The organism is Amycolatopsis sp. NPDC006131 (assembly GCF_040614175.1).
GTDB lineage: Bacteria > Actinomycetota > Actinomycetes > Mycobacteriales > Pseudonocardiaceae > Amycolatopsis_E > Amycolatopsis_E tucumanensis.
Window position 1 is genome coordinate 32118 of record NZ_JBEXTX010000069.1, and the last position, 12680, is coordinate 44797.

Here is a 12680-nt window from a genome sequence, read left to right on the forward strand (position 1 = left end):
GACCGCAATTCATCGGGCAGATGAGGGGCGCGTCCCCGTCGGCGCGCCCCTCATCCACCTGCGCCCTCCACTTGGGTACGTGTCCCCGCGGTGGGCCGCGCCCAGCCGGCAAGCGGCCGACTTCGCCCGCCCGGAACGTCCGCGCTCAACCCGGACATTCTCCTGCGCCATCCGAGTGAAGCCTCGAGATTCGAGCGCTGACCAGCGCGCAGCGTAATAGCGTGCATGCGGTAAGTGGCGACTTCGGGAGAACGCGTGAACCTGAGCAAGCACGCCGAACGCCGCGTGTATCAGGAATCGGTCCGGTTGCTGGAGTCGAGCTTCCCCCGGCTCGATTCCCTGCCACGCAGGGTCCTCGGCGCGCTACTGGCCCGCACGGTGGGAAACGCGCACCTCTTCGTCCGCGAAAACCTGCACGAACGCGCCGGGAACAGGCCCGACGCGTTCCTCATCAACGCCAACGGCATCTTTGCCCTGATCATCACTGAAGAGCGCGTGCGCGAGCAGACCGCGCGGACGGTGTTCCGCTACGCCGAAGAACGCTGCGCGGGCATTGCAGACCAACGTGGACGAGTCGTGCCGGTCAGCGCGATTCATCGCGTCATCGTCGGCCCTGGGACGGGCGCGGGGCGAACGGCCCGGGCGGCCGGGCCGCACTGGTCGCTGCCGGAGACCGACCTCGCGCGGTTGTTCCGCCGCGAAGACGCGCACCTCACCCGGCGTCAGGTGGGCGTCGTCGCACGGCAGGCGGGGGATCTCCTCTCCGGTTACGCACGCCTGGCGGTGGACCCGCCCGAGGCGCGGCCCGAGACCGCCGGTCTGCTCGATGCGGCGAGCCTCGCGGAGAACGAGGTCGAAGCGGCGCAAGCACGCCCCTTCGACAGCTGGCTGACGTTCCTGCACCCGCACCAGCACGCGATCGTGGCTCGCGACTACAACGGGCCGGCCAGAATCAGCGGTCCGGCCGGAACCGGGAAGACGGTGGTGGTGCTGCACAGGTTGCGCCGCCTCGCGCGGAACAGCACCGGGCCGCTCCTGTTCACCACGTTCGTCCGGAATCTTCCCACCGTGCACGCGGCGTCCTTCCGGCGGCTCGCGCCCGAAGTCGCCGAACGCGTCGAGTTCCTGCATCTGCACGCCTGGCTTCGACGCTTCCTCCAGTCCCGTGGACGTGCGGTCCGGGTCAGCACCCGCGGCATCAACACGGCCTTCGCCCGTGCCTGGACCGTGCACCGCGCGAGCCTGCGGGAGCTCGAACCGTCGATCGACTACTGGCGGGCAGAGGTCGATCGCGTCATCAAAGGCCGAGGGCTGACCACGTTCGAGGAATACCTCCACGCTCCCCGGCGAGGCCGGAAACTGCGGCTGGACGCGCGCCACAAGGAGCTCGTCTGGGAGCTCTACGAGACCTACCAGACCAAACTCGCCGAGCGCGACCTGCACGACTACAACGACATGATTCAGCTCGGGGACGTCGAACTCCGCCGGGAGCCCCTGGCCCAGGGCTACGCCGCGATCGCCGTCGACGAGGTGCAGGACATCACCCTGACCGGGCTCCGGCTGTTGCGACGTCTGGCCGGTGATGGACCGAACCGCTTGTTGCTCGTCGGCGACGGGCAACAGCAGGTCTACCCGGGCGGCTGGCGGCTCTCCGACGCCGGCATCCCGGTTCAAGGACGAGGTGAGGTCGTCCGGGTCAACTACCGCAACCGCAGGGGTGTGCTCGACTTCGCGCGGGGTCTGGACGCGACCAACGAGGTCGACGATCTCGACGGCGGGCCGGGAGTCGTTCTCGGCCAGGTCGAGGCGATCAACGGCGGAGGTGAGTGCCGGTCCTGGTCCGGCCCCGCCGCCGAGCTTCCCGCCGCGCTACTGGATCAGATCGCGACCATGCCGGCGCCGCTCGGGCAGACCGCCCTGATCGTGTTCCACCACCGGGACCTTGTTCGGTGCCGGAAACTCCTGCACGAGGCCGGAATCGCGACCCTGCCCCTCGAGGACTACACCGGCGCCCCCGACGACCGGCTGAAGATCGGCACCGTGCACCGCGCGAAAGGACTCGAGTTCCGCGCAGTCCTGGTGGTGCAGTTCGACGGCGGGGACAGGCCGAGCAGCGCTGCGCGAGAGGAATCCACCGAGTTGCGGAACAGGCAGCGTCTTGTGGCCGCCACGCGGGCACGGGATTTCGTGTGGTGGGGCAGCGTCTGCGAACGCACCGCCGGAACCGCCGGCTGAAACGTCAAGCCCAGCCGGCGGTCGCGCTCAGTAGAAGAACACGTCCTCCGTCAGGCCGGCGTGCAGTGTCCGGTACGAGCCGGTGTAGAAGAGCAGCGGTGCGCCGTCCCGGTAGGCCAGGTGCTCGACCTCCCCGAGGAACAGCGTGTGGTCCCCGGCGGGGTGGCGGTCCACGATCCGGCAGCCGATGAACGCCAGGCCGCCGGGGACGAAGTCGTACGCGCCCTCCGACGCGAACTCCACCGACAGGGACGGGCGCCCGCCGAAGTGGCGGGACACCTCCTCCTGCTCCGCGGACAGCACGGTCACCGCGTACCGGTCGCCCGCCTCGAGGTGCCGCGCCATCGTGCACGCGCCGAGCGACACCAGGATCAGCGGCGGGTCCAGCGACACCGACAGGAACCCGTTCGCGGTCATGCCGTGCACGTGCCCCTCGGCGGTCCGCGTCGTGATCACCGTGACCCCGGTGGCGAACCGGCCCATCGCCGTGCGGAACCGGCGCGGGTCGGTCGCCACGCCCACGGTCACGAGCCTTCGACGGGCGCGTAGTGCAGGATCTGCGCCCCGCCCGTCGCGTAGTTCGGCACGTCCCCGGCCACAGCCTGGCCCTGCTCCGAGGACATCGCCGCGGCCATCGCCTCCGCCGAGTCGAATTCGCCCTCCCAGATCGCGAAGTACGGGCTCTCCCCGCCCATCGCGGCCACGTCGAAGCTGTACCGCATGGCCCGCAGGCCGGGCAGCTGCGCCGCGAGCGGCAGGTGCGTGCTGACGTAGTACTGCTTGAAGTGCTCCGGGTCCGCCGGCGGCGGGTACAACACGGTCAGCCGGTACATGCGGAAAAACTCCCTTCCTCAGGCCTTCGCGTGGCGGGCCAGGAACTCGTTCGTGCGCTCGGCGGTGGCGAGGATGCGCCACTGCCGGTCCGGGTAGTCGAAGTTGTTGGTGAACTCGTCGGCGATCGCCTTGTCCGCGTGCATCGCGCCGAACAGGCGCAGCAGGTGCTCCGGCGGCGGGCCGATCATCAGGTTGGTCCAGTTCGCCGCGCCCAGCACGACGTCGGCGCGGCGCGCGGCCACGTCCTGGCAGAACAGCTCGTCGAACCCGTAGTCCTCCAGGATCGCGTGCCCGGTCACCCACGCGGAGTGCGACGCCGAGTTCGCGCCCTGCCCGACGACCGGGTCGACCACGGTGTGCACGTCGCCGATCGCCAGCGCGAACTTGCCGTTCGGCAGCTTCGCGTAGTCCTGCCGCACGGTCGGCGTCAGCGCGCCCTGCAGGATGTCCAGCGGGCCGGTCAGCGCGAAGCTCGCCGGGTCGACGCGTTCGAACGTCTGCGGGTGGTGCTTGGCGAGCTTGTCCAGCACGAGCCGCTCGTACGCCTTCGGGTCGGCGTCGTAGGACTGGCGGCCGAGGATCTCCAGGTCGCCGCCCGGCACGTTCTCGAACAGCAGCGCGGTGGTGAACCCGTCCTTGCCGTACATCGGGATCTCCAGCAGCTCGCCGTGCCCGGGCGAGGCGCTGATGGTGACGCCCTTCGGCTCCGAGTAGGTGATGCCCTGGTAAAGGCCGACGGACAGGATCCGCTGCGGCCCGTCATACGGGCTCAGCTCCGGGCGGCGCGGGAACAACGCGGCGAACGCACCCCGACCGGCGGCGACGACGAGCAGGTCGTGCCGGTCGGCGATCGGCTCGATGTCCTCGGCCTGCAGCGTCCGGACCTCCAGCCGCCCGCCGCGCTCCTCGAACGCCTCGGTGAGCTTGGGCAGGTAGAGGCGGTAGTCGACGGCGCTGGACCACTCGGCGAAGTCGCCGCGCCAGGACATCGGCTCGGGACCGCCGACGTAGTGGTGGTGGCAGGAGTAGCCGTACTCGTCCACCGGCCAGAAGTCGATGCCCAGCTCGCGCTCGCGCTTCAGCGTCGGCGCGTGGTGGGCGACGCTGTTGAGCAGCCGCCCGCCGGCCAGCTGGGCCGCGGTCTTGTCGGTGTAGATCGTCACCGGGACGTCGTGCTTGCGCAGCAGCAGTCCCAGCTGCAGGCCGGCGATCCCGGCGCCGATGATGCCGATGTTCGGCATGGTCGCTCCTCTCCTCACAGGTGGGTCCAGACGCTCTTGATCTCGGTGTACAGCTCGATGGCGTGCCTGCCCATCTCGCGGCCCCACCCGCTGGACTTGAACCCGCCCCACGGCGCCGCCGCGTCGACGGGGTTGGGCATGTTGATGAAGACGGTGCCGGCGCGGATGGCGTCGGCGAGCCGGTGCGCGGCGCTGACGTCGCGGGTCCACACGGACGCGGCGAGGCCGTATTCGGTGTCGTTGGCGCGGTGCACCACTTCGTCGGTGTCGTCGAACGGCAGCACCGCGAGCACCGGGCCGAAGATCTCGTCGCGGGCGACGGCCATGTCGTCGGTGACTCCGGTGAGGACGGTCGGGCGGTAGAAGTAGCCGTCGCTGCCGGTGGTTTCGCCGCCGGTGGCGATGCGGGCGCCCTCGGCGGCGGCCTTGCGCACGGCCGTGTCCACAGCGGACAGGTGGTCGGCCGAGACGAGCGGGCCCAGCTGGGTCGTGGGGTCCAGGCCGGGGCCGATGACCATCTTCTCGGCGGCCCGCGCGAGCCGGTCGCCGAACTCGTCCACCAGGGAGCTGTGCACGTAGAACCGCGTGTAGGCGGCGCACACCTGGCCGGAGTTGAGCAGCGCGCCCTGCAAGCAGCCCTGGACCGCGGCGGGCAGGTCGGCGTCGGGCAGGACGACGGCGGGCGCCTTGCCGCCCAGTTCCAGCGACACCCGCTTGAGGTTGCCCGCGCTGCCGCGGACGATCTCGCGGCCGACGTCGGTGGAGCCGGTGAACGACACCTTGTCCACGTCCGGGTGGTCCACCAGTGCGCGGCCGGCCTCCGGGCCGCCGGTGAGCACGTTGAGCACGCCGGCCGGGACACCGGCGTCGACCATCAGCCGCGCCAGGCGCAACGTGGTGAGCGGGGTCTGCTCGGCGGGCTTGACGACGACGGTGTTGCCGCAGGCGAGCGCCGGGGCGAGCTTCCAGGACGCGATCATCAGCGGGAAGTTCCACGGCGTGATGAGCGCGCACACGCCGACCGGCTCGCGGCGGGTGTACTGGAGGACGTCCGGGACGGACACCGGCGAGGTCTCGCCCTCGATCTTGGTGACCCAGCCCGCGTAGTAGCGGAAGTGCTCGGCGGCCGCGGCGACCGACACGTTCCGCGCGATGCCGATCGGCTGCCCCTGGTCGCGGGTCTCCAGCGCGGCCAGTTCGTCGGCGTGCTCGTCGATCAGGTCGCCGACGCGCCACAGGATGCGCGCGCGGGCGGCGGGGCTGAGGCGGCGCCACGGTTCGAACGCGGCGCGGGCGGCGGCGACGGCACTGTCCACATCGGCCTGTCGCGCGTCGGCGACCGTGCCGATGGGCCGCGCGGTGGCCGGGTCGACGGTCTCGAATACGCCTCCGCCCGCTGCGGCCGTCCACTCGCCGCCGATGAGCAGTTGCCCGGTCAGGTTCATGGGACCATCCTGCGCGGCGCGGCCCTGCCGGTCTTTCCCTCAGGCGAACGCTTCTTGACGATTCGCGAACGGCCGGGCGTCAGGACAGCGCCTGGGCGCGGAACTCCCGAGGGCTGAGCCCATAAGCGGCCTTGAAGGCGCGGCTGAAGTGTGCCGCGTCCGGCAGGCCCCACGCGGCGCCCACCGCGCTCACCGGGCGGGTCAGCTCCGGCCGGGACAGGTCGCGGCGGCACTGCTCCAGCCGCCGGGTGCGGATCCAGCTCGCGACACCGGTGCCCTGCTCGGCGAACAGCTTTTGCAGGTACCGGGTGGAGATGTGCAGCGCGGCGGCGACCGAATCCGGGCACAGGTCCGGATCGGACAGGTGCGTGTCGATGTAGGACTGGGCCTGCAGGACGAGCGAATCCGGCGCCGCGCCCGCTTGTTCGGTCAGCAGCGCGGCCAGCAGGTCCAGCACGGCGTCGGCCAGCGGGATCGGCGACGCGGCGCCGCCCAGCTGGCGCACCAGCCGGCGGAACAGCGGCGACAGCAGTGAACCCGGCTCGTCGTCGCCGCGGATCGGCTGCCCCAGTACCTGCCGCGCTCCCCCGGCGCCGAGGCGCAGCCGCTCGCGCGGGAACATGAACACCGCCATCGAGGTCGGCTCGCCGAAGGCCAGCGTGTAGGGCCGGTCGGTGTCGTACAACGCGAAGTCGCCTGGCCCGAGCAGCGCCTCCCGGTCGTCCTGCACGAGCAGGCAGCTGCCCCGCACCTGCAGGCCCAGCTTGTAGTAGCCGCGTTCGCTCGCGCCGATCATCGCCTTCGTGCGGCGGACGCGGTGCGGACCGGCGTCCACTCTGGACACCAAGGTCGAGCCGAGGCGGTCGATGCGCACCTCGCCGCGGAACGACGGCTCCGGCGCGGCCGCCTCCAGCGGCACGAACGCGTCGGAGATGACGTGCCGCCAGTAGTCGACGCTCTCGCCGCCGGGCGCCGCCCGCGTGCTCAGCATCTTCGTCGCTGTGTGGACCACGTTGTCCTCCGCTCTCCCGGTCAGCTTCCGTCGAGGAACGCCCGCACCCGGCGCCGGGTGGCCAGCGCGCGCCACTGCCGGTCCGGGTGGTCGAAGTTGTCGGTGAACTCGTCCGCGCGGCGCGGGTCGTCCGCCAGGCCCCGCCACAGCTCGCCGAGCCACGGCGGCGGGTCCAGCACCAGGTTCGTCCACGCCGACGCGCCCAGCAGAACCTCCTCGCGCGCCCGCGCGACCCGGCGGCAGAACACCTCGTCGTAGACGGTTTCGGCGGCGATCTCCGCGGCGACCACGGCCGCGCTGTAGGCGGCGATGTTCGCGCCCTGCCCCATCACCGGGTCGACGACGACGTGGGCGTCGCCGAGCGCGAGGGCGAACCTGTCGTCGCCCAGCGACAGGAAGTCCTCCCGCACCGCGGGCGTGACCGCGCCCTGCAGCAGGTCGCGCGGGTCGGTGAGGGCGAAGTCGCCGAGCAGGCGCTCGGCCGTCGCCGGGTGGTGCTCGTGCAGCTTCTCCACCACGGTCTTGCGGAACAGCGCCGGATCGTCCGCCGGGGACAGCTCGTTCAGCACCGCGAGGTCGCCGCCCGGCACGTTCTCGAACAGCAGCGCGGTGACCGGGCCGTGCCGGGACACCAGCGGGATCTCCAGCAGCTCGCCCTGGCCCGGCGCGACGCCGATGGTGACCGCGGCCGGTTCGGCAGGCGCGATGCCGGTGTACAGACCGGCGCACACCAGCCGGCGTGGCGCGTCATGCGGGCTGTGCTCGGGGCGGCGCGGGAACAGGCCGCTCAGCGCGCCCCGCCCGGACGCGACGACGAGCAGCTCGTGCCGCCGGGCCAGCGCGCCCAGGTCGCGCGGGCCGGCCTCGCGCACCTCGACGTGCCCACCGCGCGCGGCCAGGTCCTCGGCCAGCCGCGGCAGGTAGAGGCGGTGGTCGACGGCGCACGACGGGTGGGTGAACCGGCCGGTGAAGCGGAGGCCGCCGATCCAGTGGTGGTGCGCCCGGTATCCGAACTCCGCCGCGGGCCAGTGGTGCACGCCGAGCGCCCGCTCGCGTTCCAGCAATGGGTGGTGGTGGGCGACCGTGTTGAGCAGCGGACCGGCGGCCAGCTCGTCGAAGGGCCGGTCGGCGTACAGCGTGACCGGGACGTCGGCGGCACGCAGGGCCAGGCCGAGGTGCAGCCCGGCGATGCCCGCCCCGACGATGCCGACCGTGGTCACGACGCTGTCCTTACTCTATTATCGAGCAGAGAGTTCTATTTCTGAGAGAACAGTACGAGGGCGGCATGGCAGAAGGCAAGGTCGTCGGCGGCGCGGGGCTGCAAACACTCGAACGGGGACTGGCCGTGCTCGAGGCCGTCGCCGAGCACGCCCCGTGCACGACGGCGACGATCGCCGAGGTCACCGGCCTGCACCGGTCGATCGCCTACCGCGTCCTGTGCACGCTGGAGGCGCACGGCTACCTGCAGCGCGACGCGGCGGGCCGCTACGAGGTGGGCCTGGCCGTGCTCACCGTCGCCTCGGCCGTGCGCTCGGACCTGCAGTCGCTGGCGCACTCCGCGCTCACGCCGGTCGCCGAGGCCACCGGGACCGTCGCGTTCCTCGCCGTCCCCCACGGCGAGGAGGCGCTCACGCTGGTCACCGTCGAACCGCCGGCCGCGGCAGGCCCGGTGTCCTACCGGCCGGGTGTGCGCCACCCGATCACGCGCGGCGCGCCCGGTCTCGCCCTGCTCGCCGCGCTCCCGCCGCGCCCGAACGAACGGCCCGAGGTCACCCTGGCCCGCGAGCTGGGCCACGTGCGCACCACCGGCGAGGTGCTGGCCGGCATCGGCGCGCTCGCGGTGCCCGTCTCGCTGCGGGCCGGCCGCGTGGCGAGCGCGTGCGTGCTGTTCGTGCCCGGCCGCCTCGACGAGGAGGCCGCGCTGACCGGCCTGCACGCCGCGGCCGCCCAGCTCGCCGGCCGCTGACCTGGGCGCCTCGCAGAAGTGGTGCCGCGGGGGTAGCATCGGGCCTGCGGTTGAGCAGGTAGCCGTCTTGACGTATCCGACAGGCGCTCGCCGCGCAGTGTGGAGGCCGTGCTCATGGCTTCTCCGGAAACCCGCTCCGCCCCCGTCACGCAGGGGGCCATTCCGGTTCCCCGATCGACCCAGGCCCCGGACGCCGGCGCGTTCACGGTCGACGTGTCCCAGCCCGCGCCGCACACCCTGCTCGTCGAGGTCGGCGGCGACGTCGACCTGGCCACCGCGCCTGAACTGTCGGCGGTCATCGGGCACCGCTTGCGCGGGCCGGTGACGCTGCTCGTGCTGGACCTGTCCGAGGTCACCTTCCTCGGCACGGCCGGGCTGACGGTGCTCGTCGAGACCCAGCAGGCCGCCGCGCGCCGCGGCGCCGCCCTGCGGGTCACCGGCACCGGCGCCCGCCCGGTCGAACGCGCGCTGCGCGCGGCGGGGATGCTGCACAGCCTGCCCGCCGCCGACGAGCCCGCCGAGGACATCGTGCTGCGGCACGTCGCGGAGCAGAACGTCGGGCGGGCGCCCTGGTGACGCCGCGGGCGTGACGCCCTAGAGGACCAGGTCCGCGGGCCCGCCGACCTCCTTCGCGGTCGTCGCCGATTCCTGCTGCCCCAGCGGATCCGCGTCGCGGAGCGGGCCGAACGACAGCCCGGTCAGGTCCTCGATGCGCCGGACCGGCACCTGGAACGTGCGGTAGGCGCCGTAGGAGAACTCGGCCGCGGCCTCCAGGCCCTGCAACAGCTGTTCCTGGCTGAGCAGGTAGCCGGTGGCCGACAGGCTGCCGTCCTGCCGGACCATCGCCACCACCTTGAAGAACTGCCGCGGCAGTTGCACGCCCCGGTACTGGTCGTCGTCGGCGGCGAACACCGGGCCGGTGACGACGCTGACCCGCAGGTCCCGGTTGTCGGCGTTCTCCAGGACGTAGTCCTCCAGCCCCGCCCACGTCGTGCGGTTCTGGTTGAAGTCCTCGTGCTGCGGCGTGCAGTTGGTGAAGTGGAAGGTGTCGTCGTTGGCCGACTTCGCCGCTTCCCGCGACGGCCCCCACGCCGGGTCGAGCCGGCGCACGAGGTGCCCGCGGTCGAGCGGGTTGTCCGCGTAGACCGGCTCACCGGTCTGCTCCTCCTCCGGCACCCGCGGATCCAGCGACCACTTGTCCTTCTCCCGGCGCAACCGGACGCTCGTGGCGCCGTCGATGTTGACCGCGGTGAAGAACGCGAGCCGGCGCTGCTTGTTCAGCACCACGCTGAAGTGGTGGTAGGGCAGCACGTGCTTCGGCTCGCTCGTGGCCTGCCGGTTCACCGCGGCCAGCGGCGCCAGGTCCGGGGACAGCTCGGGCAGCGGAACCCGGTGCCCGGCCAGGAAATCCGGGTCGTAACCGGACCGGTTGCCGTAGTCCGGGTCGATGCGGATGGCCTCGGTGACGGGCGCGGCGACCACCGGCGACGGCTCGCCGAACACGCCGGCCAGCAGGGCCTGCTGCGCGGGCGGGAACGTGCGGGCGCGCAGGGCGGCCAGCAGGCGGCTGACGCGCACCCCCTCGTTGACAACGCCGCCCAGTTCGCCCTGCCGCGGCGCGGCGACGCTGGCGTGGTGCAGCGCCACGATCTCCCACTGGTCGTTGAAGACCGGCGAGCCCGACGAGCCCGGTTCGGTGTCCGTCTCGTAGTGCAGGAAACGCTCCAGCACGTCGACGATCCGGTTCTCCCGCAACGCGATCTGCTTCCGCTCGCCGTTCGGGTGCTGCACGATCGTCACGTAGTCGCCGACGATCGCCTTGCCCTCGGCCTCGACGAGCCGGTTGAACCCGAACGCGGCGAGTTCCGCGGCGGTGGCCCGGACCGCGACGAGCGCGAAGTCCAGGCCCTGGTCGGCCGCGAAGAACCGCTTCGGGTCCAGCGCGAACAGCCGCACCGGCAACGGCAGGCCGTCGGCGCCGTCCTGGTAGTCGAACTCGACGACGCTGCACGCGGCGGTCGCGGCGTCGGCGAGCACGTGGTGGTTGGTGAGCAGCAGCTCCGGCGACACCAGCGATCCGGTGCCGTAGCCGCGCAGGCGGCCGCGGTCGTCGCGGATGGAGATGCGGCCCACCGCCTTCGCCGCGCGCACCCCGCCTTCGAGGTAGCCGACACCGAGCAGGTCGTCGGTGCGGATGATCCGCTCCAGCACGGTGCCCGCGTCGCGCAGCGCGCCCTCCTCCCCCTCCGCGATCGCAACCGGGTCGACCGGGCGGACGTCCGGGCGGGACCGGCTCAGCCGGTCGATGCGGGTGGCGACCCGGCCGGGGTCGTCGGCCTTCGCGAGCCCGAACGGCTCGGCCAGGATGGCGATCTTGCGCAGGCGTTCGTCCTCGCGCTCGTGCACGCGCTTCTCGACCGCGTCGCGGTCCGGGTAGGCGGTCATGTCAGCGGTCCGTCGGGATCGCGACTTCGCCGTCTTCGCCGATGAGCCGGTCGAGGACTTCGTCGGGCATCCACACCCGGTGCGGGTAGTTGCCGCCCCAGGAGTTGAGGATCGGCACGGCGTTCAGCTCGTCGGCGCGCGAGTTGGCGAGCACCTGGTGCACCTCCGCGGCGGAGGTCGCCCAGCGGAACGCGAGGATTCCGTCGGCCACGTCCGGCTCGTAGCCGGCGCGCTCGCCCGAGTCGTCCCTGGCGAAGTCCTCCTGCCAGTCCACATGACCGGCGGCGACGAGCACTTCGGCGGCGGCGCGGACGGAGGTGCCCTCGTCGTCGCCGGGGTTGGTCTGCGGCCACTCGTCGCGTTCCTTGGCGCGGTCCCACAGCCAGCGCGCGGCATACAGGCCCTTGTTCAGCAGGGTCATGCAGCGCGACCAGCCGAAACCGACGCACGCGCCCTCGCTGCCCTGGTCGTAGAAGCGGTACCAGTCGTCGGTGTCGGGGCTGCCGCCCGGTTCCAGGCAGACGCAGTGCCCGCCCCGGATGGCGCCGAGGTCGCGGCGGTGGCCGATGAAGATCTCGCCGGACCGCTCGTCGCGTTCCGGCTCGTCGAACGCCTCGTACCAGTTGACGCCGATCACCACGGGCACGGCGCTGGGGCGGTCCACCTCCGGCAGCGCGGTGATCGGGTAGTTCTCCAGGTGGCGCCAGTCGTCCGGGATGTAGCGGCCGAGCCGCCCGTCCAGGGGATCGCTGCCGATGGGCCGGTAACGCATGATCCACTCCCGCGGGTGAGTCCGGAGGGCCTCCTCCTGGAGTCGCGGCCGGGGCGCGGAAGTTACTTGATCGGGTGTGGCCGTGGGGTGAACGATTCGTTGCCGCTGCTACGCTTCCGCGCGTGCAGGAGGACGGGCCGGTCGTGGACATCTACACCGACGGCGCGTGCAGCGGGAACCCCGGGCCGGGCGGCTGGGGCGCGGTGCTGCGCTACGGACGGCACGAGAAGGAGCTCTACGGCGGCGAGCCCGGCACGACGACGAACAACCGCATGGAGCTGATGGCGCCGATCCGCGCGCTGGAGGCGCTGACGCGGCCCTCGGTGGTGCGGGTGTACACGGACTCGAGCTACGTCCGCAACGGCGTCACGCAGTGGATGCCGCGCTGGAAGACGAACGGCTGGCAGACGGCGAGCCGCGAGCCGGTGAAGAACGCGGACCTGTGGCAACGCCTGGACGCGGCGATCGGCGCGCACGAGGTGCAGTGGCACTGGGTCAAGGGGCACGCCGGACACCCCGAGAACGAACGCGCGGACAAGCTCGCCGTGCGCGGCGCGAAGGAAGCCGCCGGGCGCGGGTGATTTCCCCCGCGAAGTGATCCCCCGGCGGAGGGGTGACTCTCCCGGCGCGGGTGATCTCCCGGCGCGGGTGATCTCCCGGCGCGGGTGATCTCCCGGCGCGGGTGATCTCCCGGCGCGGGTGATCTCCCGGCGCGGGTGATCTCCCGGCG

General features: G+C 72.3%; 12 protein-coding genes. 4 read left to right on the top strand and 8 right to left on the bottom strand.

All coding sequences use genetic code 11. From position 1 onward, the window contains the following. The first annotated feature begins 255 nt into the window (after window positions 1–255). Window positions 256–2235 carry a UvrD-helicase domain-containing protein gene (locus tag ABZ215_RS29055; protein ID WP_354953088.1) on the top strand — a complete coding sequence of 660 codons (1980 nt, stop codon included), beginning with the start codon at window positions 256–258 and terminating at the stop codon, window positions 2233–2235. Window positions 2236–2262: 27 nt separating this feature from the next. Here ABZ215_RS29055 and ABZ215_RS29060 read toward each other — a convergent pair whose 3' ends face one another. The 6 genes from ABZ215_RS29060 to ABZ215_RS29085 form a co-directional block, all read right to left on the bottom strand. Then, window positions 2263–2757, bottom strand: a complete 495-nt coding sequence (locus ABZ215_RS29060) for a flavin reductase family protein (protein ID WP_354953090.1) — start codon at window positions 2755–2757, stop codon at window positions 2263–2265. Window positions 2758–2759: 2 nt separating this feature from the next. Next, window positions 2760–3068 carry an EthD family reductase gene (locus ABZ215_RS29065; protein WP_020420392.1) on the bottom strand — a complete coding sequence of 103 codons (309 nt, stop codon included), beginning with the start codon at window positions 3066–3068 and terminating at the stop codon, window positions 2760–2762. Window positions 3069–3086: 18 nt separating this feature from the next. Next, window positions 3087–4310 (bottom strand): styrene monooxygenase/indole monooxygenase family protein, encoded by a 1224-nt coding sequence (locus ABZ215_RS29070; protein WP_354953092.1) that lies wholly within the window; start codon window positions 4308–4310, stop codon window positions 3087–3089. 14 nt (window positions 4311–4324) lie between these two features. Beyond that, the gene (locus ABZ215_RS29075; RefSeq protein WP_354953095.1) at window positions 4325–5755 is read right to left on the bottom strand and encodes an aldehyde dehydrogenase family protein; all 1431 of its coding nucleotides are present in this window, start codon (window positions 5753–5755) and stop codon (window positions 4325–4327) included. Between the two features lie 79 nt (window positions 5756–5834). Then, window positions 5835–6767, bottom strand: a complete 933-nt coding sequence (locus tag ABZ215_RS29080; protein WP_354953097.1) for a helix-turn-helix domain-containing protein — start codon at window positions 6765–6767, stop codon at window positions 5835–5837. Between the two features lie 20 nt (window positions 6768–6787). Next, window positions 6788–7987, bottom strand: coding sequence for a styrene monooxygenase/indole monooxygenase family protein (locus ABZ215_RS29085; RefSeq protein WP_354953099.1), 1200 nt, complete (start codon window positions 7985–7987; stop codon window positions 6788–6790). Between the two features lie 65 nt (window positions 7988–8052). On the opposite strand from ABZ215_RS29085, the gene ABZ215_RS29090 reads away from it, so the two are divergent. Both ABZ215_RS29090 and ABZ215_RS29095 read left to right on the top strand, forming a co-directional pair. Next, a complete protein-coding gene (locus ABZ215_RS29090) occupies window positions 8053–8733 on the top strand; it encodes a helix-turn-helix domain-containing protein (RefSeq protein WP_354953101.1) in 681 nt (226 codons plus the stop codon). A gap of 114 nt (window positions 8734–8847) precedes the next feature. Continuing rightward, a complete protein-coding gene (locus ABZ215_RS29095; RefSeq protein ID WP_235716219.1) occupies window positions 8848–9309 on the top strand; it encodes an STAS domain-containing protein in 462 nt (153 codons plus the stop codon). An 18-nt stretch (window positions 9310–9327) separates the two neighbouring features. Here the strand turns inward: ABZ215_RS29095 and ABZ215_RS29100 are convergent, their stop codons facing one another. Continuing rightward, a complete protein-coding gene (locus tag ABZ215_RS29100; RefSeq protein WP_354953103.1) occupies window positions 9328–11178 on the bottom strand; it encodes a DNA/RNA non-specific endonuclease in 1851 nt (616 codons plus the stop codon). A 1-nt stretch (window position 11179) separates the two neighbouring features. Beyond that, complete coding sequence (locus ABZ215_RS29105) at window positions 11180–11950, bottom strand: hypothetical protein (RefSeq protein ID WP_237338647.1); 771 nt, start codon at window positions 11948–11950, stop codon at window positions 11180–11182. Window positions 11951–12072: 122 nt separating this feature from the next. Here ABZ215_RS29105 and rnhA point away from each other — a divergent pair, with 122 nt between their 5' ends. Next, window positions 12073–12531, top strand: coding sequence for a ribonuclease HI (gene rnhA / locus ABZ215_RS29110; RefSeq protein ID WP_026153069.1), 459 nt, complete (start codon window positions 12073–12075; stop codon window positions 12529–12531). Window positions 12532–12680 lie beyond the last annotated feature (149 nt).

Coding starts and splice junctions, on each gene's coding strand:
- ABZ215_RS29065 (WP_020420392.1), bottom strand. CDS start 3,068: ATGTACCGGCTGACCGTGTTGTACCCGCCGCCGGCGGACCCGGAGCAC.
- ABZ215_RS29070 (WP_354953092.1), bottom strand. CDS start 4,310: ATGCCGAACATCGGCATCATCGGCGCCGGGATCGCCGGCCTGCAGCTG.
- ABZ215_RS29075 (WP_354953095.1), bottom strand. CDS start 5,755: ATGAACCTGACCGGGCAACTGCTCATCGGCGGCGAGTGGACGGCCGCA.
- ABZ215_RS29090 (WP_354953101.1), top strand. CDS start 8,053: ATGGCAGAAGGCAAGGTCGTCGGCGGCGCGGGGCTGCAAACACTCGAA.
- ABZ215_RS29095 (WP_235716219.1), top strand. CDS start 8,848: ATGGCTTCTCCGGAAACCCGCTCCGCCCCCGTCACGCAGGGGGCCATT.
- ABZ215_RS29100 (WP_354953103.1), bottom strand. CDS start 11,178: ATGACCGCCTACCCGGACCGCGACGCGGTCGAGAAGCGCGTGCACGAG.
- ABZ215_RS29105 (WP_237338647.1), bottom strand. CDS start 11,950: ATGCGTTACCGGCCCATCGGCAGCGATCCCCTGGACGGGCGGCTCGGC.